Origin of the sequence: Lacticaseibacillus manihotivorans DSM 13343 = JCM 12514 (assembly GCF_001435035.1) — a bacterium.
Classification (GTDB): Bacteria; Bacillota; Bacilli; order Lactobacillales; family Lactobacillaceae; genus Lacticaseibacillus; species Lacticaseibacillus manihotivorans.
Genome location: NZ_AZEU01000043.1, coordinates 1 through 20871 on the forward strand (window position 1 = coordinate 1; position 20871 = coordinate 20871).

Genomic DNA, 20871 nt, shown 5'->3' on the forward strand with positions numbered 1-20871 from the left:
TTCGCCTCACGGTGTCGTGCCACGGAGTGGCTAACTTGTTCTTGCAATTTGCGGGTTTTTTATTTTGCATCATCGTTAATTCTACGTCATATCAGAGAAAAAGATCTTACCCGATGCCGCCATCCATTTCCATGCCAATCAAACGATTTAATTCAACCGCATATTCCATCGGCAACTCTTTGGTAAACGGTTCAACAAAGCCCATGATGATCATTTCTGTAGCTTTGGCTTCAGAGATCCCACGGCTCATCAAGTAGTACAATTGCTCTTCAGAAACCTTGGAGACTTTGGCTTCGTGTTCCATCGCTGCCGTCGCGTTGTGAATTTCGTTATAGGGAATGGTATCGGATTTGGATTTTTCATCCATTAAAATGGTATCGCATTCCACATGACAAAAGGCATTGGCGGCTTTTTTCGTAAAGCGTACCGTGCCGCGATAATCAACGCGGCCACCATTTCTGGCAATGGATTTGGAAATGATGTTGGAGCTGGTGTTTGGCGCATTGTGAATCATGCGCGCGCCGTTATCTTGGTCGACACCTTCACCGGCAACAGCCACAGACAACATCGTGCCACGCGCACCTTCGCCATCCAAGTACACACTTGGGTATTTCATGGTGGTCTTGGAGCCTAAGTTCCCATCAACCCATTCCATGGTGGCATTCTTCAACGCTTGCGCCCGCTTGGTTTCCAAGGAGAAGACGTTTTTGGACCAGTTTTGAATCGTAGTGTAGCGGCAGTAGGCGTCATCTTGCACAAAGACTTCAACCACAGCCGCGTGCAGTGAATCGCTAGAGTACGACGGTGCGGTACAGCCTTCGACGTAATTGACGTGAGCGCCTGGCGCCACAATGATCAAGGTGCGTTCAAATTGTCCAGAGTTTTCAGCGTTGATGCGGAAGTACGACTGGATCGGCACATCCGTTTGCACACCTTCAGGGACATAAATGAAGGAACCGCCAGACCACACTGCCGAGTTCAACGCGGCAAATTTGTTGTCAGTTGGGTGTACCAAGGTCCCGAAGTATTGTTTGACCAAGTCAGGATAATCTTTTAAGGCTGAATCCATGTCTTCAAAAATGATCCCGAGCTTTTCAAATTCGTCGTGCATGTTGTGATACACGACTTCGGATTCATACTGCGCTGAAGCCCCAGCTAAATATTTACGTTCAGCTTGCGGGACGCCTAAGCGATCAAAGGTATTTTTAATGTCGTCTGGGACATCTTCCCAATCTTTGTAAGTTTTATCGGTGGCTTTGATATAGTAGCGCATCCGATCCAGATCCAAATCAGACAGATCTGGGCCAAAGTCTGGGTCCTTCATTTTCAAGTAGGTGTGATAGGCTTTCAAGCGAAAATCTAACATCCATTGCGGTTCCTTTTTTTCAGCGGAAATCGCGCGGACGATGTCTTCAGTCAAGCCGCGACCAGTATCAAAGACGGGGTCGATATCATCGTGAAAGTCGCCAGGATTTTCTGTCGGTAAGAAATCAACCGTATCGGCAACTGTTTCGTTATTTTTGGTATTTTTGGTTTCAGGCATTCGCTTCACCTTCCGTTAATGCTTGGCTAGCGGCTTTCCAGGCGAGCATCGCACATTTGACGCGCGCTGGGAATTGATGGACGCCTTTTAAAATGGCGGCATCGCCGAGCACGTCTTCATGTTCATTTTCGCCATCGATCACGAGATCTGAAAAGGTCGCCACCATGTCTTGGATTTCATCAGGGGTGTGGCCGATGATTTGATCCGTCATCAAACTCCCGCTAGCTTGAGAAATCGTGCAACCAGAACCTGCAAACGCGGCATCGGTCACTTTCCCGTCTGCGACTTTCAGATCCAGCGTCAACACATCCCCACAGCTAGGGTTGCGCAAGGTGATTTCATGCGTTGGCGCGTCGAGCTTGCCATGGTGGCGCGGATGATACGCCTCATCTAAAATCACTTGGCGATACATTTGATCGAGTTTAGTCAAGGCCATGGAAATACCTCCTTGCTTCACCGACTGCTTGCACCAGTTTGTCGACATCGGCATCGTTGTTGTAAACCCCAAAGCTAGCGCGAGCAGTCGCTGGAATGCCTAAGCGCGCCATCAACGGTTGCGCACAGTGATGGCCAGCGCGGACCGCGATGTCTTGTTCATCTAAGAACGTGGCGAGGTCATGGGGATGAATGCCTTGTAAGTTGAAGCTGACCGTCGATAAACTGTCGTCGCTGCCATATAACACGATATCTTCAATTTCTGACAAACCGGCGCGCAACTTTTTGACCAGCCGATTTTCTTCAGCCATCACTTGTGGCATATCGAGTTGTTGCATGAAATCGATCGCCGCGCCTAACCCAAAGACTTGGGCGATATTTGGTGTGCCGGCTTCAAACTTCAATGGCACTTCCGCCCAACTAGTGGTTTGATCTTGGACTTCATCGATCATTTCCCCACCAAACTGCACTGGGGGCATCGCTTCAAAGAACTTGTAACGACCGTACAACGCACCAGAACCGGTTGGTCCATACATTTTATGCCCGGAAAAGGCGTAAAAGTCCGCATCGATTGCTTGGACATCCACTGGCATATGCGGCACGGCTTGAGCCCCATCGACGACAATGTAACCCCCTTGGGCATGGACTAAGTCAGCGAGTTGCCGCACTGGCACTAAGCCGCCGGAAACATTGGTGACTTGAGCCACGGCCAAAATTTTAGTTTTGGGGGAAATCAGTTTCTTCAATTGGTCGACATCAGTATCACCATCCGCCTTCACTGGCGCAATCACAAACTTAGCACCGACGCGATGCGCGAGTTGTTGCCAAGGAATAAAGTTGGAGTGATGTTCGGCCCCAGAAACTAAGATCTCGTCTCCAGGTTTTACCACCATGGCGCCAAAGCTTGATGCCACCAAATTCAACCCATCAGTGGTGCTGCGGGTGAAGGTGATTTCTTCAGGGCGACTGGCATGAATGAAGTTGTCGACTTTGCCACGCACAGCTTCAAAGCCTTCAGTGGTGTTATAAGCCAGTTTATAAAGCCCACGATGCACATTGGCGTTGTCGTTGATGTAGTAATCTTGCAACGCTTTGAGCACACTGGCCGGCTTTTGACTGGTGGCCGCTGAATCTAAATAAACCAGCTCAGGATGAGCTTCAAAAAAAGGAAATTTCTCACGCATCAGCATTCACCAACGTTTCATCAATTGTCTTAAACAGTTCATCGCGTAATTCAGAATCGGCGATTTCACTTAAACCTACTTCCAAGAACCCGCGGATCACTAAGCGCTTGGCGATCGCTTCTGGCACCCCGCGGCTCATTAAATAATACATTTGCACCGCATCAACACGGGATACGGAAGCCGCGTGGCCAGCAGTGACATCATTTTCATCGATCAATAAAATCGGATTGGCATCCCCGCGAGCGGCTTCGGATAACATCAACACGCGATTTTCTTGTTGGGAATCAGAACCACGTGCGCCTTGAACGATATGGCCGACGCCATTGAATGCCAAGTGGGCTTTATCCACCAAAACACCGCGTTGGTTGATGTGGCCAACGGTTTTTTCACCATAGTTGGTGATGCCAGTGACATAGCCGATGTGTTGTTTGGCTGAAGCTAACACCCCAACGTTCACAGTCGCTTCAGCGCCGGAACCATTGAGATCAGTGGTCAACAAGCTTGCCCCTGAGTTATGGGAGAAGCCGGCTACCGTCCAGTTCAAATGCACATCTTTGCCTAGGCGGGCGTAGCGTTGCAAAATCACCATGTCCGCATCAAAAGCGTCATAGCTCAACCAATCAATTTGCGCACCTTCATCCGCATCAAGTTCAACGGAAACGCCTAACATGTCACCACTTGACGCCCAGCGTTCTTGCAAAGCCACATGGGCATTGGCGCCGACATGGATCAACACGTTGCCGCCAGTGGTTTTTGGACCAACGATTTTGATCGGCGTTGAATCATTGTAGTTTTCTGGGATCGTGATTTCGGTTTGGGATTGCGGTGCCGTTTGCAGCCAGGTGTCCAAACTGGAGGCTTCGGTCATGGCCATCGTCGAATCAGTCGACACTTTTACGCTATCCGGTGCAACCACTGAGGCTTGGGCTTTCGTGTCATCTTTGGCTTGTTTTAAATAGCGCGCCAAGGGGATCTTTGGCGTGTCTGGTAAGTGCAAGTCAGGCATTGGCGTCACCTGCTTTGAGGTGTTCGTAGCCGGTTTTCTCCAATTCTTTTGCGAGTTCGGCGCCACCAGTTTCAATAATTTCGCCGTCTTTCATGACGTGAACGAAATCAGGCACAATGTAATCGAGTAAGCGTTGGTAGTGGGTGATCATCAAGGTCCCAAATTCTGGGGAGCGCATTTTGTTGACGCCATTGGCCACAATGCGTAAGGCATCGATATCCAAACCTGAGTCGATTTCATCCAACAACCCGAATTTCGGCTTGATCATCATCATTTGCAAGATCTCGTTGCGCTTTTTTTCACCACCAGAGAAGCCTTGGTTCAAATAGCGATCGGCCATGTCTTCAGGCATTTTCAAAAAGTCCATGGCGGCATCGAGTTCTTTGAGGAACTTCATGATCGAGATCTGGTCATCTTCCGGCCGGCGGGCATTGATCGCGGCGCGAATGAATTCGGCGTTGGTGACCCCAGCGATTTCTGCCGGATACTGCATGCCTAAGAACAAGCCAGCGCGGGCGCGTTCATCGACGCCTAAATCCTTGATGGATTCGCCGTCAATGGTGATGTCGCCTTGGGTCACCAAGTACTTGGGATTGCCCATGATGGTTTCGGCTAACGTTGATTTCCCGTTACCGTTTGGGCCCATCAAGGCGTGGATCTCACCGGTGGATACGGTTAAGTTGACCCCTTTGAGAATTTCTGGATGTTCTGGTTCTTCTTTAACTTTGACGTGTAGATCCGTGATCTTTAATGTGGTCACAACCGTCGCCTCCTATGTATTATGGTTCGTATTGTTTATTGTAAGATAATCGATTGCGCGCGGCAAATCGTGAATTTTAAAAAATTGTCATAATTCTTGTGTCAAAAAGCACCGGAAAGCCATTCGTAGCGCTTTCTTAGATGGCTAAAAAATTTGAAAATAATGTGAGATGTGACAAACCACAAGTTTTTACACGGATTCGCACAACTTTTACACAGATAATGCCAATTTATTTTTGAGCTGATTCCCGCAATAACTGCGTAAATAATGCGCCAGCCACACTTAATTGCCGATATGCATACACTGCTGTCAAGGTGTTGGTTGCGATTGCCGTGGGGATTTCGATCAATTCGCCGGCATCCAGCTGCGCTTGCACACAAAACTTCGGCAAAAACGCGACCCCTAAACCCGAAATCGCCGAGTTGCGAATCGCTTCGATACTCCACAATTCCATATTCGGTTGCAAGCGGATGCGCCTGGCGGCTAAATAAGCGTTGAACAATTCTAAATACCGCGCATGCGGATCATTCATTAGGCCGCACACCGTCTTGGCTTGGCCTGGCGTGATGAAATCTTGTTGTTGTGCAGTCAACGTGGGGCTGCCTACCAACGCCAGTTCATATTCGCCATAAACTTCAGTGTGAATGCTAGCGGGATAATCGCGCACATCATAATGCACCGCTAAGTCCACTTGGCCATCTGCCATCTGGGCATAAATGTCGTAGCAGTTCAGCACTCGGATCACGAGCTCGACGCCTGGAGCTTGCACTTTGAAATCATGTAAAACGCCTTGCAGCTGATACGTCAACAAGGTTTCTGGCACTGCAACGACCAAGCGTCCCACTGGCCCGTCCGCATTTTGAGCAAAACGTTCTAATGCCGCTTCATCGGCTAAGAGTTGGTCAATCAATGGCATCGCCGCCGTCCCTTGTGCCGTCAACACCATTTGGCGCCCAACTTTGGTGAATAAGCGCACGCCGAGTTGGGCTTCCACTTGTTGCACTTGGAAAGTCACAGTCGATGGTGCGTAGTTTAATAAGGCTGCCGCTTTTTGAAAAGAACCGGCAGCTTGAATGGTTTGCACGGTTTTTAAATATTTCAGGTCCATCGTTCGTTCAACCTTTTTGAAGTGTTAGTGCAAATGTTTCGACTGGACTGAAGCATCCGCCACCATTAGACTAACAGATATTGAATTGAAATGGGAGACGACTATGCAAATTTTACCGTTTACACTTGATCCACACACGACTGCCGAATTGATCGACTTGATCCTTTATTGTCAAAACACAGAAGCACATCTGGGCATCACCATGGCTGAACAACCAGATGTTTTGATGATTTCCGATTACTATCAAGCGCGCGGTGGCCAATTTTGGGTCGCCACACAAGACGGCCATGTGGCCGGCTGTATTGCACTGTTACCTGTGAATAACCACACCGCCGTTTTGAAAAAGTTCTTCACTTATCCCCAATTTCGCGGCGGGGCGGTGCATTTAGGTTGGCAGTTGTATCAAACCTTACTCACTTATACGCAAGCGCACCAGTTCAAACGGCTGGTATTAGACACGCCAGAAGCTGAGCACCGCTCGCATCAATTTTATGAACGACAAGGCTTCAAACAAATTTCGTTTGATCAACTCGGAGTGGCGTACGCTTTTCCTGACCGGCACAGCCGCTTTTATGCGTTGAATTTAGCGTAAGCGCACCTGCCTGTGGTATGCTGAAAGCAATTGAAACCACAAGGAGCCGCCATGTCTGTGAATACAATTTCCACCCTATTTACTGCTACCCTGCAAAATTCAGAACTTTCGGAAAAACAACAAGCCGTGCTCACCGCCTGTTTGGAATTATTTTCCGAAAAAGGGTTTGAAAATACCTCAACTGCCGATATTGCCAAGCGGGCGCGTGTGGCTGAAGGCACGGTATACAAACACTTTCGAACCAAAGAAGAGATCTTAACTGCGATTTTAAAGCCGATGACCGATACGGTGGTGCCAGAAGTCGCCGCAGAGTTCGTCGATCAAATCAAGCCGGACCAATTCGACCACTTAGAGGCGTTATTGCGCTTTGTCGTGGCTGACCGCTTACAGTTTGCTTTAGACAATCGCGCGATCATCCGCGTCTTTGCCCAACAAGCATTCGTCCGCCAAGACTTGTTGCAAAATGTACTCACCACGCTTCATAGCCAATTTAGCCACGGCTTTTTGCCAGCATTGCACCAATTTCAAGCGCGTGGGGAAATGGTGAATTGGGAAGATACGCGCATTTTTCGATTGATCGGTAGCACCGTCTTAGGTTACGCGCTACCAGTCGTGATGATGCCGGCCGGTGCCGCCACTTTTGATTTTGAAAAGTCGACGGATGAAATCGTTGAAACCTTGTTGAAAGCATTCAGTGCTTAGGAGGATCACATGGCAGATAACCAGTTTTGGCCAGATTCAGATCCACTGCTGCGCAAATATTATGATGACGAATGGGGATTCCCCGAGCACGATGATCAAAAACTATTTGAGTTGTTGACGCTTGAAGGCATGCAAGCAGGCTTATCATGGCTGACTGTCTTGCGAAAGCGTGAAGCCTTTGTTGACGCCTTTCATCAATTCAAGATCGAGCCGGTTGCCAAGATGACCTCAACAGATGTCGATGCCTTGATGGAAAATCCAGGCTTGATCCGCAGTCGCAATAAACTGAACAGTGTGATCACCAACGCCCGAGCGATTCAAAAAGTCCAAGCAGAATTCGGCAGCTTTGATGCCTTTCTCTGGCAGTTCGTCGATCATACGCCGATTATCAATCATCCAAAATCAAACGCCGACATCCCCGCTCAAACTGAGCTTTCACAAACTGTCGCCAAAGCCTTAAAAAAACGCGGCTTCAAATTTGTGGGGCCTGTGATCACTTACAGCTTCTTGCAAGCGGCAGGACTCGTGAATGACCGTTTCTAATCGTACACAAAAGGCCGTCGAAAAATTTCGACGGCCTTTTGATTTGCTTTGGTTGTTAATGCTGTAATTTTCTGGTAATGATATCCCCAACAAATTGGAAGATGAAAACCATGACCAAAATGAGGATCGTTGCGACCCAAACGACATCGTTTTGGAAGCGTTGGTAACCCATTGCAATGGCCATGTTCCCTAAACCACCACCACCAACGGCACCAGCCATGGCGGTTAAGCCGACGACAGAAATCACCGTCAGCACAGTGACGCGGACTAATTCGCCTAAGCCTTCTCGCAAGTACACGCGAAAGACGATGCCCATAGGACTGATACCCATGGCTTCAGCGGCTTCGATCACACCAGGGTCAACCGTGACCAAGGCGTTTTGCACTTGGCGCGCGAAGAATGGGGCAGTCCCTGCAATCAATGGGACTAAGGCCGCAGTCGCGCCGATCCCAGTGCCGACAATGGCATGGGTCACCGGATACATCACCGCCAGCAAAATGATAAATGGGATTGCCCGGAAAATGTTGACGATTTTATCCAAAATGAAATACGCCACGCGGTTTTGCAACAAGCCGTGATCATCCCACAACACCAACAAAACCCCTAAGATCAAGCCGAGAATAGCGGATACGATCATGGTCACAATGGTCATGTACAAGGTTTGCCAAATGGCTTGCACAAAGCCGCCATCGCCATTCCAAATCGGCACAACGTTTGGTAAATAGTGTTCAAAAAAGCTCATTATTCTGCCTCCGTGGTAATGTGTTGCACTTGCACATCGTTGTCAGCCAAGTACTTGAAGGTGCGATCGATATCGGCTTGCGTACCAGACAATACAACGATCAAGTTTCCAAATGGCGTGCCTTGCAAGATTTGAATGTCCCCGAACAAAATATTGGCGGTGACGTTGAAATCTTTGTACAGCGTAGCAACTAATGGCTGATCAGTGGACGCGCCAAGATAAGTCAAGCGCACCAATTGATCCGCACCTTGTAAGTGCGCCACAGCTGGTTGTTTGCGGACGGATTCGATGGCTGCATCCAATTGCAAGGTCGTATCGATGAAGTCTTTGGTCAATTGTTCTTGCGGCTTGGCAAAAATGTCCAACAAGCTCCCACGTTCAATGATCCGACCGGCATCCATCACTGCCACTTTATTGCAGATCTGTTTGACAGCTTCCATTTCATGGGTGATCAACACAATGGTCAAACCCAAGGTCTCATTGAGTTCTTTCAATAATTCCAAAATGGAGCTGGTGGTTTTGGGATCAAGTGCCGAAGTGGCTTCATCAGAAATCAGAATTTCAGGATCTGATGCTAACGCCCGGGCAATGCCGACACGCTGCTTTTGCCCACCAGATAATTCCGTTGGAAAAGCGGTCGCCCGGTCTTCCAAGCCGACTAGCTTCAACATTTCTTGCACTTTTTGGTCGATTTCCGCTTTGGGTTTGATGCCTTTTAATGGGAAAGCGACATTATCCGCGATGGTCAACGAGTTCATCAAGTTGAAGTGCTGGAAGATCATGCCGATGCGCTTGCGTTCCCCGCGTAATTGCTTGGGGCTTAGTGCCAACATGTCTTCGCCTAACACATTCACCGCGCCGCTAGTGGGGCGTTGCAGTAAGTTGATGGTGCGCACCAACGTTGATTTGCCGGCGCCAGAGTAGCCAACCACCCCATAAATATCCCCGCGTTCAACGGTGAGATCCACGTGATCGACCGCGTGGACACTACGGTTTTTTTCACGAAATTGTACATCCACGTCGCTTAACGTGATGACTGCTTCTTTTGCCATGCATTCTTCCTCGTTTCTTCTCGTCGCATTTTACAAACGAAAGCGGCACAACATTGCGTGCCGCTCAGCGTTATCTAGTTTACCACAATCGCAAGCTGCTGCGACAGGTGCAAAAATTTGTGATCGTCGCGGCCACTCTGGAGACTACTTCCAAGCTGGCACCGTGGTCCCTTTATAAACCTTCTTCATCAACTTCGCGGTTTCTTTGGTTTGATAAGCCTTGACGATTTTTTGATACGTCTTGTTCTTCTTATCCTTCGCCGACTTTGCGGAAATGAAGTTGATGTAAGGGCTGGACTTGTCGGTGATTTTTTCTACCGCGATGGAATCTTTGATCTTCAGCTTGGCTGCAGCAGCGATATCGTTGTTGACGACAGCGGCAGCGACATCATTCATCGAACGCGCAGTTTGAGCGGAATCCAGTGGCTTGATCTGCAAGTTCAACTTGTTTTCCGTGATGTCAGCCGTTGATGGGCTCTTGACCCCAGCTTTGAGCTTGATGACTTTTTCTTGGGCCAAAAGGTTCAATGCCCGGCCTTCGTTAGACGCATCGTTTGGTACGGATACCGTGTCACCTTTTTTCAAATCATTGAGCGATTTGATCTTAGTGGAGTATGCGCGGATCGGGCCGAGGTAAGTGTCGCCGATGGAGACGATCTTGGTGCCATGTTTTTTGTTCCAATCATCCAAGAAAGTGTAGTTTTGGAACGCATTCAAGTCAACGTCGCCATCTTGCAGCGCTTTGTTTGGCGTGTTGTAATCGGTGAATTGCACCAACTTGATGTTAACGCCTTGTTTCTTTAACCGTTTTTGAATGTTGGTCCAGATCTCCACGTCATTGCTCATGATGCCCACTTTGACGGTTTTGTCAGCAGAATTTGAACTACTGGAATTTCCGCAAGCGGCAAGGGCTAAAACTGGTAAGGCCACAGCAACGGTGGCAATAATTTTCTTCCATAACTTCATAAGCAATAACCTTCTTTTTTAATTGGACTTTGTTTCGTCGAACGCCACCAAGCAACGGCGAGACGTCTAGCTACGCTTCAGCACTCGGGCCAAAAACCGGCCCAACTACTGAAGCTAGGCTACCCACTCGCCTAAACCCGCTTGGTTCTGTTCTGGTTACTTCCAGGCTGGAACTGTGGAGCCTTTGTAGTACTTCTTCATTAACTTTTCAGTTTGCTTAGTTTGGTAAGCCTTGACGATTTTCTTGTAAGTGGCGTTCTTCTTGTCTTTCTTAGAAGCCGCAGCAATGATGTTGATAAATGGTGCGGAGTTCTTGCCGATCTTTTCAACGGAGATGGCTTTGCTTGGGGTGAGCTTTGCGGCAGCGGCGATATCGTTGTTAACGATGGCAGCATCCACATCGTTCATGGAGCGAGCAGTTTGGGCAGCGTCGAGTTCAGTGATCTTTAAGTTCAACTTGTTTTCGGTGATGTCACGAGTAGTTGGGTTGGTCACACCAGACTTGAGCTTGATCAAACCTTTTTGTTCGAGCAGTTGTAAAGCACGGCCTTCGTTGGCAGCATCGTTAGGAACCGAAACCGTGTCGCCTTTCTTCAAAGCGGACAAGGATTTGATCTTGTTGGAGTAAGCGCGCATTGGGCCGAGGTAAGTGTTCCCAACAGAGGTGATCGTGTCTTTATGCTTTTTGTTCCAAGCGTCCATGAATTGAATGGTTTGGAAGGAGTTGAGTTGGATATCGCCATCATCCAACGCTTTGTTTGGTGTGTTGTAATCAGTGAATTCAACTAACTTGATGTTGACGTCTTGTTTCTTGAGGCGCTTTTGGATATCTTGCCAAATTTCTTTATCGTTGGTCATGATCCCAACTTTAACCGTTTTGTTGGCTGAACTTGAGCTACTGGAGTTGCCACAAGCGGCTAAAGCGAACACTGGTAATGCGATTGCCACACTGGCAACAATTTTCTTCCACAATTTCATTTCGTAAATCCCCCTATAAAATAAATGCCTAAGTATTTTTTGCAACAAACAAAAAACCGCTCCTAACAAAAGTTAGAAGCGGTTGATCCCGCGGTACCATTCTAATTCGACAGCCATGCTGTCCTCACTAACGCGTCAAACAACGCGCGTGCGAGATAATGGTCGCCACCCATTGCAGCCTTAGGAAGTCCCTCGGTGCACCGATCCGTGAGCCATTCTCAAGTGTGCTCGCTACCCCGCTCTCAGCAATCCGGGTTTTCTGTACAGCCTCACGCACTATCTCTCTCACATCGTTCGTTTGTTGCTTTGAATTGTCTATGATGTTACACAGTAAATGAGTAAATGTCAACACTTAATGAGAAAAAAATGAGTTTTCCTCAATCTGGGTCGTCTAAACCCATCGTCACCCGCTGGAGATGGTTGGCGTTATTCGCGATATACATCATGAAAGTTTTGAGTTCTCGACTGGTACCTTGTGTTTGCAACTCAGCAAAATTTCCATGATATTTGGCGATAATTTCTGCAGCTAAACCTTTTTGACGAGCTAATTCTTCTCTGGTCATAATATGGCTCCTTTCAACTCTTCCAAACTGTAAAGTGGCGGCAATACCAATTCAGGATTTTGAACACTATCACTAAAATCTGCAATATTATTATCAAACGTTTTATATACAATCATTGCGTCAATTTGTTCACCATACTTAGCCACAGCCGCCAAAAAGTTTTGACGCGATTGGTAATAAGTGTTGATGAACGCCTCTGCCGGAACTACTCTACCTTCTGCACGCGCTCGACCTTGAATAAAATGCCAAGCTACAACAGGATCCTGACAGACATAACAAATTGTAACGACATAGCCATGTCTTACTGCACGCTCGACGTTGTCTAGTGCTTTATTGAACCCGAATGTCGCATCCAGAATGACAGAATACTTACGGTCGATGAGTTTGTTGTACACAAAATCAACCAGCAACGATGATCCTCGTTGAAAATCTTTTGCGTTATCACCATGATATCCCGGGAAATACTCACGAAACTGATCGGCATCGACTCTGGCAACATTCGTTATCATAGTTTGAAAGCCTCGCGCGACTTCACTTTTCCCAGCTCCGGGAATCCCAGCCATGAAAATAGCTGATTTTGGTTCTTGGTTCGGTTCAATTGAATCAATGACTCGATTAAGGAACTCTTTCCGGTGCGCTTTTGCATATTGCACAGATTCATCATCCATGTTTCACCCTCCAAAGTGGCAAAGACATCGTTTAAGCCATTGTAAATGATTTGACCCGGTTTGGCTACTTTTAGCTCAGTAGATTAAAAAACGCCCAGCCGTAGCCAGACGTCCAAAACTTTTTATTCAAAACCTTCGCTATCGCCAGAGAACATGTAGCTTTGGTGATGGAACCGCATCGACAGCACCATCCCCACACATAACATATCCGCCAGCAAGAACGAGCCCCCTTGTGAGATAAAGGGTAACGGGATCCCAGTCAAAGGCAGTAACCCGATGTTCATGCCGATATTTTCAAACACGTGGAATAAGATCATCATGATGACACCGGTGCAGATATACGCATAGAATTCGTTTTTAGTATCAAAGGTCACGCGGATCATTTGATAGATCAACAACATGTACAGCAAAATCACCACCGCACAGCCGATAAAGCCAAATGCTTCACCAATCGTGGAGAAAATCATATCAGATTCGCGCACAGGCACGGTCACTTTCAAGTTGTTGAAACCTTTACCCGTTAATTGGCCAGACCCGATGGCTTTCATCGATTGCCACAACTGATAAGAATCGCCTGAGGTCGCTCCGCTTGGATTCATCCAGGAATCGATGCGAGAGAACTGGTAAGCTTGAAAGCCGACTTTTTCCAAAATGTGCCGGCCCCAAGTTTGGGTGACCATCACAATGGCCCCGCCGCCAATGACAACTGCACCACCAGCAATTGGGCCGATGATTTTCCAAGTCGTGCCAGAAACCAACACCACCCCAGCAAAAATGGCCAAGAACACCAGCATGGTCCCAAAGTCATGTTGCAATAACATTAAGATCAAAACCGGCAACGTCCACAAGAACATGGTGCCGATCAAGCGCCAGTCATTAGCGGTTGAATGTGAGTACTGCGTGTTGTGTTGTGTGACGACTCGGCCCAACATTAAAATATACGCCGGCTTCATCACTTCTGAAGGCTGGAAGGTGATCGGCCCTAAGCTGAACCAACTTTTGGCCCCAGTCGACGCGGCGACAGAGCGCGAATACAAGAACAACACGGCAATCAGTAAGAAGATCCCCAAGCCATACAAAATCGGGGCGACCCGCCAAAGTTGTTCCGCATCAAATTGCATCACGAAAAAGATCCCGATGCCACCGATCACATACCACACTGCTTGCATGATCATCGCGCGGGTCGGCGACGAACTAGCAGACGAATCATGAACAACGGCCATATAAATCGCCGCCATCCCGATCAAGGCCAACAGCATCACCGATAAAATGATCCCGTAATCGATGCGGTTTTCGTTTCTATTTTCAGTCACTTCTTGTGCCAAGAGTTCAACTCCTTAATCATGTTTCTTGTACTAGGGTGGCATGTTGACTTTCGCCCTTCAGCTAGCTCGTCAGTTTCTGATCGAAAGTCAAAATTTCATACCCACCTGATTGTCTAGTTGATTACAACTCTAACTATACAATTGAATCGTTCAACCGTTTTAGCATCGTCATCGATAAGTTGATGATCCGAGAGTTGAATGACTAGCCCAGAAAATCGGTTGGCAGAAATCAGCTGGCAAAACGGAGGTGAGCGAGACCATTGCCCGTGGCAGTGAAATCAAGGTAGACACCGCTTTTTGGTGGCTAACTTGATTTCACCGGCAGATTTTGAAACAAAGTGATTTTCTTTGGTTCAAAATCTAGGCGTAAGAACATCGGCGGTTTAGGCCGATTTCTGTAGCCGGCCGCACCGGCAACTGGTCTCGCTCACCGCAGTGACGCTAGCTGACAAGAGCCACCAGATTTTCGTGCCACCCCTATTACAACAAAAACCACGCCAAAAAGCTATCCTGGCGTGGCAATCGTAAGCTTGTCTTAACTGTGGTGGAGGTGAAATTCGCTGATCAAGAAGTTGACCGCGTCGTCCATCGACTTGAAGTGGTTCGCCCGACTTTCACCGGCTAAATATGCGTTGAAACGTCCTTCGACAGTTTCGACATAGCCGATTTCGTTTTTGTTGACGGTCAAGACGGATACGGTATGCCCGTTACGGGTCACATCTTCTTGAACGACTTGAATCTTTTGTTCCTTAGCCATTATTGCCTCCGTGGTAATGTTCCCAATTCATGGTTTCATCAATATTTTTATCTGGGTCAGGGTTGCGGCGCAAGGTGAAGTAATCCGGCACCGGATCGACGCCACCTTTGGCAAAAGGATTGCACCGCAGAATCCGCGCGATCCCCATCAAGCTGCCTTTGAGCGCGCCATGTTTGACCAACGCCTGATAGGTGTAAGTCGAACAAGTCGGATAATAGCGGCAGCTTGGCGGCAAAAGTGGTGAAATTGCCGCTTTGTAAAAGCTCACCAGCGCCATTAAAAGGTATTTCATTATTTCAAGAAATCAGTGATGTGCAGCCAAGTGCTTGGTAAAAACACTGCCCAAGGATTGCCGCCACCGATGGCAAAGCCCACCATAGCACCAATGATCAAGGCGATAATGGCAAATAAAACGCCCCAAGCAATTTTTTTCAAAATGCGATTCGCATAACTGGTACTCATTGGCGGTCCTCCTTAAATCATCAACTGGTTTTCGTCGAGCTTTTTTGAACCAACAGGCTGATGTCTAGCTAGGACTCACTTGGACCGCTTTGCGGCCCTGCACTCGCCCTACGCTAGCCACAGCCTTAAGTGCGGTTCAAAACGCTCTGGTTTAATATTGTTTATGATGCGCAATGTTGTCGAGCAACACGCCAGTCCCTAAGGCCACGGCGTCCAATGGATCATCGGCTAACAACACTGGCACTTTGAGTTCTTGGGCAAACAACTTGGAAATGCCTTTCAGCAAGGCACCACCACCAGTTAACATCACGCCGCGATCGATGATATCGGCAGAAAGTTCTGGTGGGGTTTGTTCCAAGACGTCTTTAGCCGCAGCGACGATTTGCATCATCGTGTCATGCAAGGCTTCAGAGACTTCAGCGCTGGTGACGATGACTTCGCGTGGCAAGCCAGTCGCAATGTCGCGGCCGCGGACTTCGATGGTTTCTTCAGGATCAGCTTCGTAAACCGCGCCGATTTGAATCTTGATTTGTTCGGCAGTGTGTTCACCGATCAACAGCTTGTGCTTGTTTTTGACATAAGCGGCGATGGCGGCATCCATTTTGTCCCCGGCTAAGCGCAGAGAACGACTGGTGACGATTTCGCCCATGGATAACACCGCGACATCAGAAGTGCCACCGCCCATGTCGATAACCATGTTGCCTTGGGGTTGGAAAATGTCGAGTCCTGCACCAACAGCGGCCACTTTTGGTTCGAATTCCAAATAGACGCGATGGCCACCGGATTTCTCAGCGGCTTGAATGATCGCCTTTTGTTCGATGGAAGTGACATTGGTTGGGGCGCAGATCAAGATGTTTGGCTTAGACATGAAGCCTTTGACATTCAGCTTGTTGATGAAATATTCCAACATCGCTTCAGTAATATCAAAGTCTGCGATCACGCCGTCTTTTAACGGGCGAATCGATTTGATGTTACCAGGGGTACGGCCCACCATTTTATAAGCTTCGGTCCCAACTGCTAAAACCTTGCCTGATTTGGTGTCGATTGCCACGACAGATGGTTCGTTCAACACGATCCCTTTGCCTTTTACATTGATGAGGACGTTCGCGGTCCCCAAATCGATGCCGATGTCTTTTGCCATTATTTCTCTCCTTGATCCACTTTTAAGCCCACGCAGGCCATTATCTTCAACTTATCAATTTTACCATAGCACAAGCCTTGCCTCAACTAAGATTTCCTTAACCGTGAGCGTGCCATACCACTGACTACTTCAACAAGTAAGGCAAGTTGGCCGACGCCGACAAGACTGACAAGAAAAATTGTGACACGTTATAACCGATGGCGATGGCGATAAACAACAATAATAAGCGACTCGCTCCGACGTGGTTTGGCCGCAAAAACTTGTCAAATCGCAACGCCGACAATAAGCGGAAGCTGATGGCGATGAACAACACATGTGACACGATGGTTAAAAATCCGGATAATCCCATTGATTGATACATGATCGCCCTCCATTTTCTGAAACTAGTATAGCAAAACAGCCGCGACTTTGCGCGGCTGTTGGCGAAAATGCTGAAGAAAATTAAACCTCTGACTGGGCATCGGGGTGATCGAGAATTTTATCACTGCCCCAGGTGAATAATCTGCGAATTCGAAAAATTGCAGGCTTGAGACTTAAACTGGCTTGGATCAGCAATACCGGCAAATACTGAATTAAGTAGCGCGACCGGCCCCCTTCAAACAGCAGTAAAAACATAAATCCACCGACCATTGAAAGCCTCAACATCATTTGCGTCTTGGAACAATAACCGATTGCTGCTATCGCAATGATTGATAGTACCGAAACCCACCAAACTTGAGCAAGAAATCTGAAGTCCTCAACATTTCGACCATACAAAAATATGAAATTTTCAAGGAGTTCAGTGAAATTTCGCTCTTTAGGTTTTTGATTCGCTCTAAAGAAATTACCTTCTTTTAGCCAACCAAAAGTTCCATCCGAGAATTATTTCCTTGTTTATACATCAAAAAACGTATATAACCAGTTGGTCCAAGCTGCTTCAAACGTTTCTTAAGCATCTTAATCGAGTAATCAGTTTTCTGCTGTTTAGTCGGCAGTACAGCCATCATAATGGCTTGCTTCTCACTATATCCCCCTTCGCCATATACGCCCATCGCAGCAAAATGAATCGCTGGAATATTTCGAGAATCATCCACTTGAATCCATGTCTGATGCTTGACAACGTTAGTAATTCCAACGTATGTCAGGCCGGCACCTCCGACAAAAAAAACGCAAGCTGTTACGACCGTGATAATACCCTGCTTGGTGAAATGTTTGGAGGCAACTAACCAGCATAAACTAGCAACAATGATCATTGCAATCAAGGGTATGAATGCACTAGGCTTGGTAAAATAAATAATCAACGTATCGATACCCAGACCTAAATATATCAAGGACTTAACAGCCATTGACTGCGACTTTTCCAGTCCTGCATATCCCAACAATAGCAAAGATACCAATGGCAATACCCAGCAATCCGTATACGGCATAATAATTGAAGGAAAGACTGCTAACCACGCTGCATGGATATATATGGCTGAACCGAGGGCTGGCTTACGTAACAAGTATGCCGTTGCAAAATTAAGTAATGCAGAGATGTCAACAAAAACCAACGTTACATAGTCAAAGAACTCCCATGATGTCAATCCAGAGACTTCTGTCATCCAATGCATCACCAACGTAATCGGTAAGTTATTTTGATTTAAACTATAGTACGCAGTCACGCCAACTTCTTTGGTGTGTTTAGCGCTAACCGCTGCATAATGAAGCATACCAGCATCAAAACCGGAAACTGGATGAATAAAGGCAATGAAGATGATTTGACCGAAGACAACCAATCCGAACAAAATGCTTGCAGTCCGCAATTGATTAGTGACAAAAATCTTTCTCATCAACTGAGCAAATGGCTCAAACGCCCATAGTGAAATCGCCAAAACCACCACGGCAATCACAAAGCCCGTTGAAATCATCGTGGTGCTTTGCCCATATTTCCAATTATCACCAATAGTTAGATTACTGAGCGTCCATGCACAATACAGCGTCAGCCCAAACAGCGCCGCCCAGATCCCATTGATCACATGATTGCTGAAATTAAACAGTTTACGCACAGCTACTCCTTAATCCGGTAATGGGGTGTCGCGAATATCGATACAATAAGCGCGCGTCGGTGAATCAGAGACTTCAATGCGGACTAGCCTTGCCCCTTCTGCACGCAATACCGTATCGATTTGGTCAAATAAGTAACTGGCGACATTTTCGACGGAGGGATTGACGGTTTCAAATTCTGGTAAATCATTTAAAAACTTGCCAGATAAATTGTCCAACACGCCATGCAAGGCTTGCTCCAAGCGATCAAACGCCACCATATCCTGAATGGTGTGCAGTTCACAAACAATTTCCCAAGTGTGGTTATGGACTTGCCCAGTACCACCTTTCCAGCGCACCGCATGGGAGGCGTTGAGATAAGATTTTAATTTGTATGAATAGACTTTACTCATGATGTTCCTCTTTTTTCTCGCGCAAGGCTTTGACATCTTGTTTCAACACTTGCTTGACGGCGCTGGTTTCTTCATCAAAGCGCCGCAATTGCCAGCTGGCTTTGGTGGTCATGCCATTGATCACGCCGATCAAGCGGATGACGCTGCAGATCAAATTGTATGCCGGCAAGGTGAACGCTACCCACCACAAATGCGTATAAAACTGCACTTCTTTGGGATGTGGCGCCAAGATCACCCGGACCGATAAGAAATTGATCCAAGACACGAACACATACAACAGATAAATCGCAAAGTAGCTCAACAACATCACACCCAGCGGATAGCCGAACTTCACCAACACAATGCTGGCAATGGTCCAAATCAACCGCGGAAACAAAAAGGTGTGATCGATGATCATCCGCCGCACTAAGAAATTCTTCAAAATCAGATTCAAGCCAGCGGTCATTTTCATATAATGCTGCGCGACTTCTAATTCCCCACGCTGCCAGCGTTGGCGTTGGATGTACAACTCACCCAGGCCGGCGATCGGTTCGATGTAAAAAATCGCATCCGCACAAATCACGACTTTCTTGCCAAGTCGCGTACGGATCTGAAACGTCATATCGGTATCTTCGCCAATGGTATCGGTGTTGTACAAATAAGTTTCCATCAACACTTCACGCCGAAATGCAGAGAACGCCCCTGACATCGTAAACAGTTGATCTTTGTTAGATTCGATCGTCCGCCCAGATAAGAAAGCTTGGGCATATTCGTAGTATTCGTTTTTGGCGATCAGGCGATGCCACCGCGATTTGATGCCGACGACTAGGTCTTTGCGCGGGAGGATCGCCCCGGTCATCGCCGCCACGCTGGCATCATTTTCAAAGCGCAAGATCATGTTATGCACTGCATCAGGCGCCAAAGTCCCGTCAGAATCGATGTTGATCACATAAGTCCCGATACTTTCATAAATTGCCGTATTCAATGCTGACGCTTTGCCTTTGTCGGTATTGACATAACGCAAGATCAAATCCGGAAAGGTGTTTTGCGCTTGGGCAAAGGCCCCGAATGAATCATCGGTACTGTGGTTGTTAGCCAAAATGATCTGCATCGAATCTTTTGGGTAAGTCTGCTGTTCAAGACTGGCGATACAAGCAAACAAGGTGTCTTCTGAGTTATACACTGGCACAATGATCGACACCATCGGCCATTTCGCCGGGGAAATTAAACGTGGGGCATGGGCGTGTTGCCACAAGAGTTGGATCGTCGACCAAATCGCTGGAATAATTTCCACCACGATTGGGATCAAGGTCCAAGTGATCCAAAAACCCATTTGAAAAATGGTTAAGTTCAGCCAATATTCAAACAATTACGACTCCTTTTTTTCTAAACGCTGTTCAAGCCCGCGATAAATGCCGCGCGCTAATTGCGAATACGTGAACACGTTATAATACAGCGCGATCACCAGCACATAAAACACTAACCGCCCGATAATGGCATGAGCGATGTAATAAGTACTCCTGCCACCAAAATGGACGATGGCGATCACTGTTAACAAGCGGATCACGTTAGCCAAGTAGATATACACCATGCCAAATACGCCGTAAAACACTTTTTCTTTGCGCGCATACGTTGGGAAAAAGCTGATCAACGCGATCAACGCCATGGATTCAATGATCCCAGAGCATTCAAAGTCGATACTCATTTGCACGACGTTGGTGGGATTGTTGATGTACACCATCCCAGTGCGGATGGTGATCTGCACCCATCCCAGAATATCGCCGGCGATCAAGTTGACACCTTGAATCACCGCATGGGTAAACAGCCACACCCAATAAGGATCCGCTAAGCTCATTAATACCAGAAAAAGCCCGGCGCTACCAGCGATAAAATAAAACCCCGCGTTTTACAATCAAGTTAGCCACTATCGTTAGCACTCAGACAAAATAAA

The 20871-nt window shown here is 47.4% G+C and carries 26 protein-coding genes; 3 read left to right on the forward strand and 23 right to left on the reverse strand.

All coding sequences use genetic code 11. From position 1 onward, the window contains the following. Nucleotides 1-106: 106 nt before the first annotated feature. From sufB to FD01_RS02870, 6 genes are all read right to left on the reverse strand, one after another. A complete protein-coding gene (gene sufB / locus FD01_RS02845; protein WP_056962518.1) occupies nucleotides 107-1543 on the reverse strand; it encodes a Fe-S cluster assembly protein SufB in 1437 nt (478 codons plus the stop codon). After that, complete coding sequence (sufU, locus tag FD01_RS02850) at nucleotides 1536-1979, reverse strand: Fe-S cluster assembly sulfur transfer protein SufU (protein WP_054717165.1); 444 nt, start codon at nucleotides 1977-1979, stop codon at nucleotides 1536-1538. The genes sufB and sufU overlap by 8 nt, the downstream gene beginning before the upstream one ends. Then, entirely contained in the window at nucleotides 1966-3162 is a 1197-nt protein-coding gene (locus FD01_RS02855; protein WP_054717162.1) for an aminotransferase class V-fold PLP-dependent enzyme, read from the reverse strand. The genes sufU and FD01_RS02855 overlap by 14 nt, the downstream gene beginning before the upstream one ends. Next, nucleotides 3155-4168 (reverse strand): SufD family Fe-S cluster assembly protein, encoded by a 1014-nt coding sequence (locus tag FD01_RS02860; protein WP_054717159.1) that lies wholly within the window; start codon nucleotides 4166-4168, stop codon nucleotides 3155-3157. The genes FD01_RS02855 and FD01_RS02860 overlap by 8 nt, the downstream gene beginning before the upstream one ends. Continuing rightward, nucleotides 4161-4928 (reverse strand): Fe-S cluster assembly ATPase SufC, encoded by a 768-nt coding sequence (gene sufC, locus FD01_RS02865; protein WP_054717155.1) that lies wholly within the window; start codon nucleotides 4926-4928, stop codon nucleotides 4161-4163. Before sufC ends, FD01_RS02860 begins: the two co-directional genes overlap by 8 nt. A gap of 229 nt (nucleotides 4929-5157) precedes the next feature. Continuing rightward, nucleotides 5158-6036: a LysR family transcriptional regulator gene (locus FD01_RS02870; RefSeq protein WP_054717152.1), complete on the reverse strand. Its 879-nt coding sequence runs from the start codon at nucleotides 6034-6036 to the stop codon at nucleotides 5158-5160. Nucleotides 6037-6139: 103 nt separating this feature from the next. Between FD01_RS02870 and FD01_RS02875 the strand changes: the two genes are divergently transcribed. Genes FD01_RS02875 through FD01_RS02885 form a run of 3 tightly spaced genes read left to right on the forward strand, consistent with a single transcriptional unit; the run spans nucleotide 6140 to nucleotide 7873 of the window. Next, nucleotides 6140-6628, forward strand: coding sequence for a GNAT family N-acetyltransferase (locus FD01_RS02875; RefSeq protein ID WP_054717149.1), 489 nt, complete (start codon nucleotides 6140-6142; stop codon nucleotides 6626-6628). A gap of 51 nt (nucleotides 6629-6679) precedes the next feature. Then, nucleotides 6680-7330, forward strand: coding sequence for a TetR/AcrR family transcriptional regulator (locus FD01_RS02880; RefSeq protein ID WP_054717147.1), 651 nt, complete (start codon nucleotides 6680-6682; stop codon nucleotides 7328-7330). A gap of 9 nt (nucleotides 7331-7339) precedes the next feature. After that, nucleotides 7340-7873, forward strand: coding sequence for a DNA-3-methyladenine glycosylase I (locus FD01_RS02885; protein WP_056962519.1), 534 nt, complete (start codon nucleotides 7340-7342; stop codon nucleotides 7871-7873). Between the two features lie 55 nt (nucleotides 7874-7928). On the opposite strand, the gene FD01_RS02890 is transcribed toward FD01_RS02885, so the two are convergent. The 17 genes from FD01_RS02890 to xrtG all read right to left on the reverse strand — a co-directional run bounded on the left by FD01_RS02890 (nucleotide 7929) and on the right by xrtG (nucleotide 20808). Then, complete coding sequence (locus tag FD01_RS02890) at nucleotides 7929-8618, reverse strand: methionine ABC transporter permease (RefSeq protein ID WP_056962520.1); 690 nt, start codon at nucleotides 8616-8618, stop codon at nucleotides 7929-7931. Then, on the reverse strand, nucleotides 8615-9667 hold the full coding sequence (locus FD01_RS02895; RefSeq protein WP_056962521.1) for a methionine ABC transporter ATP-binding protein: 1053 nt from the start codon (nucleotides 9665-9667) through the stop codon (nucleotides 8615-8617). The genes FD01_RS02890 and FD01_RS02895 overlap by 4 nt, the downstream gene beginning before the upstream one ends. A gap of 144 nt (nucleotides 9668-9811) precedes the next feature. Then, nucleotides 9812-10633 carry a MetQ/NlpA family ABC transporter substrate-binding protein gene (locus tag FD01_RS02900; RefSeq protein WP_056962522.1) on the reverse strand — a complete coding sequence of 274 codons (822 nt, stop codon included), beginning with the start codon at nucleotides 10631-10633 and terminating at the stop codon, nucleotides 9812-9814. Nucleotides 10634-10789: 156 nt separating this feature from the next. Then, nucleotides 10790-11611 carry a MetQ/NlpA family ABC transporter substrate-binding protein gene (locus FD01_RS02905; RefSeq protein ID WP_054717141.1) on the reverse strand — a complete coding sequence of 274 codons (822 nt, stop codon included), beginning with the start codon at nucleotides 11609-11611 and terminating at the stop codon, nucleotides 10790-10792. Nucleotides 11612-11988: 377 nt separating this feature from the next. Beyond that, nucleotides 11989-12174, reverse strand: a complete 186-nt coding sequence (locus tag FD01_RS02910) for a hypothetical protein (protein WP_056962523.1) — start codon at nucleotides 12172-12174, stop codon at nucleotides 11989-11991. Continuing rightward, on the reverse strand, nucleotides 12171-12842 hold the full coding sequence (locus tag FD01_RS02915; RefSeq protein ID WP_054717138.1) for a zeta toxin family protein: 672 nt from the start codon (nucleotides 12840-12842) through the stop codon (nucleotides 12171-12173). Before FD01_RS02915 ends, FD01_RS02910 begins: the two co-directional genes overlap by 4 nt. A 122-nt stretch (nucleotides 12843-12964) precedes the next feature. After that, a complete protein-coding gene (locus FD01_RS02920; protein ID WP_082611662.1) occupies nucleotides 12965-14101 on the reverse strand; it encodes an FtsW/RodA/SpoVE family cell cycle protein in 1137 nt (378 codons plus the stop codon). A 601-nt stretch (nucleotides 14102-14702) separates the two neighbouring features. Next, nucleotides 14703-14924, reverse strand: coding sequence for a DUF2969 family protein (locus tag FD01_RS02925; protein WP_054717119.1), 222 nt, complete (start codon nucleotides 14922-14924; stop codon nucleotides 14703-14705). Further along, entirely contained in the window at nucleotides 14917-15216 is a 300-nt protein-coding gene (gene yidD / locus FD01_RS02930) for a membrane protein insertion efficiency factor YidD (RefSeq protein ID WP_054717116.1), read from the reverse strand. The genes FD01_RS02925 and yidD overlap by 8 nt, the downstream gene beginning before the upstream one ends. Then, complete coding sequence (locus tag FD01_RS15630) at nucleotides 15216-15386, reverse strand: DNA-directed RNA polymerase subunit beta (RefSeq protein WP_082611661.1); 171 nt, start codon at nucleotides 15384-15386, stop codon at nucleotides 15216-15218. The genes yidD and FD01_RS15630 overlap by 1 nt, the downstream gene beginning before the upstream one ends. Nucleotides 15387-15537: 151 nt before the next feature. Then, nucleotides 15538-16527 carry a rod shape-determining protein gene (gene mreB, locus FD01_RS02935; protein WP_054717113.1) on the reverse strand — a complete coding sequence of 330 codons (990 nt, stop codon included), beginning with the start codon at nucleotides 16525-16527 and terminating at the stop codon, nucleotides 15538-15540. 124 nt (nucleotides 16528-16651) lie between these two features. Continuing rightward, complete coding sequence (locus tag FD01_RS02940) at nucleotides 16652-16888, reverse strand: DUF1146 family protein (protein WP_054717110.1); 237 nt, start codon at nucleotides 16886-16888, stop codon at nucleotides 16652-16654. A gap of 80 nt (nucleotides 16889-16968) precedes the next feature. Next, nucleotides 16969-17157, reverse strand: coding sequence for a hypothetical protein (locus tag FD01_RS16495; protein WP_235802920.1), 189 nt, complete (start codon nucleotides 17155-17157; stop codon nucleotides 16969-16971). A 203-nt stretch (nucleotides 17158-17360) separates the two neighbouring features. After that, a complete protein-coding gene (locus tag FD01_RS02945; RefSeq protein WP_225436165.1) occupies nucleotides 17361-18551 on the reverse strand; it encodes a glycosyltransferase family protein in 1191 nt (396 codons plus the stop codon). A gap of 9 nt (nucleotides 18552-18560) precedes the next feature. Beyond that, nucleotides 18561-18941: a 6-carboxytetrahydropterin synthase gene (locus FD01_RS02950; RefSeq protein ID WP_243681437.1), complete on the reverse strand. Its 381-nt coding sequence runs from the start codon at nucleotides 18939-18941 to the stop codon at nucleotides 18561-18563. After that, nucleotides 18934-20289: a TIGR03111 family XrtG-associated glycosyltransferase gene (locus tag FD01_RS02955; protein WP_263862577.1), complete on the reverse strand. Its 1356-nt coding sequence runs from the start codon at nucleotides 20287-20289 to the stop codon at nucleotides 18934-18936. The genes FD01_RS02950 and FD01_RS02955 overlap by 8 nt, the downstream gene beginning before the upstream one ends. After that, the gene (gene xrtG / locus FD01_RS02960; RefSeq protein WP_225436258.1) at nucleotides 20290-20808 is read right to left on the reverse strand and encodes an exosortase family protein XrtG; all 519 of its coding nucleotides are present in this window, start codon (nucleotides 20806-20808) and stop codon (nucleotides 20290-20292) included. Nucleotides 20809-20871 lie beyond the last annotated feature (63 nt).

Coding starts and splice junctions, on each gene's coding strand:
- sufB (WP_056962518.1), bottom strand. CDS start 1,543: ATGCCTGAAACCAAAAATACCAAAAATAACGAAACAGTTGCCGATACG.
- sufU (WP_054717165.1), bottom strand. CDS start 1,979: ATGGCCTTGACTAAACTCGATCAAATGTATCGCCAAGTGATTTTAGAT.
- FD01_RS02855 (WP_054717162.1), bottom strand. CDS start 3,162: ATGCGTGAGAAATTTCCTTTTTTTGAAGCTCATCCTGAGCTGGTTTAT.
- FD01_RS02860 (WP_054717159.1), bottom strand. CDS start 4,168: ATGCCTGACTTGCACTTACCAGACACGCCAAAGATCCCCTTGGCGCGC.
- FD01_RS02870 (WP_054717152.1), bottom strand. CDS start 6,036: ATGGACCTGAAATATTTAAAAACCGTGCAAACCATTCAAGCTGCCGGT.
- FD01_RS02875 (WP_054717149.1), top strand. CDS start 6,140: ATGCAAATTTTACCGTTTACACTTGATCCACACACGACTGCCGAATTG.
- FD01_RS02880 (WP_054717147.1), top strand. CDS start 6,680: ATGTCTGTGAATACAATTTCCACCCTATTTACTGCTACCCTGCAAAAT.
- FD01_RS02885 (WP_056962519.1), top strand. CDS start 7,340: ATGGCAGATAACCAGTTTTGGCCAGATTCAGATCCACTGCTGCGCAAA.
- FD01_RS02895 (WP_056962521.1), bottom strand. CDS start 9,667: ATGGCAAAAGAAGCAGTCATCACGTTAAGCGACGTGGATGTACAATTT.
- FD01_RS02900 (WP_056962522.1), bottom strand. CDS start 10,633: ATGAAGTTATGGAAGAAAATTATTGCCACCGTTGCTGTGGCCTTACCA.
- FD01_RS02905 (WP_054717141.1), bottom strand. CDS start 11,611: ATGAAATTGTGGAAGAAAATTGTTGCCAGTGTGGCAATCGCATTACCA.
- FD01_RS02910 (WP_056962523.1), bottom strand. CDS start 12,174: ATGACCAGAGAAGAATTAGCTCGTCAAAAAGGTTTAGCTGCAGAAATT.
- FD01_RS02915 (WP_054717138.1), bottom strand. CDS start 12,842: ATGGATGATGAATCTGTGCAATATGCAAAAGCGCACCGGAAAGAGTTC.
- FD01_RS02920 (WP_082611662.1), bottom strand. CDS start 14,101: ATGCTGTTGGCCTTGATCGGGATGGCGGCGATTTATATGGCCGTTGTT.
- FD01_RS02925 (WP_054717119.1), bottom strand. CDS start 14,924: ATGGCTAAGGAACAAAAGATTCAAGTCGTTCAAGAAGATGTGACCCGT.
- yidD (WP_054717116.1), bottom strand. CDS start 15,216: ATGAAATACCTTTTAATGGCGCTGGTGAGCTTTTACAAAGCGGCAATT.
- FD01_RS15630 (WP_082611661.1), bottom strand. CDS start 15,386: ATGAGTACCAGTTATGCGAATCGCATTTTGAAAAAAATTGCTTGGGGC.
- mreB (WP_054717113.1), bottom strand. CDS start 16,527: ATGGCAAAAGACATCGGCATCGATTTGGGGACCGCGAACGTCCTCATC.
- FD01_RS02940 (WP_054717110.1), bottom strand. CDS start 16,888: ATGTATCAATCAATGGGATTATCCGGATTTTTAACCATCGTGTCACAT.
- FD01_RS16495 (WP_235802920.1), bottom strand. CDS start 17,157: ATGGTCGGTGGATTTATGTTTTTACTGCTGTTTGAAGGGGGCCGGTCG.
- FD01_RS02950 (WP_243681437.1), bottom strand. CDS start 18,941: ATGAGTAAAGTCTATTCATACAAATTAAAATCTTATCTCAACGCCTCC.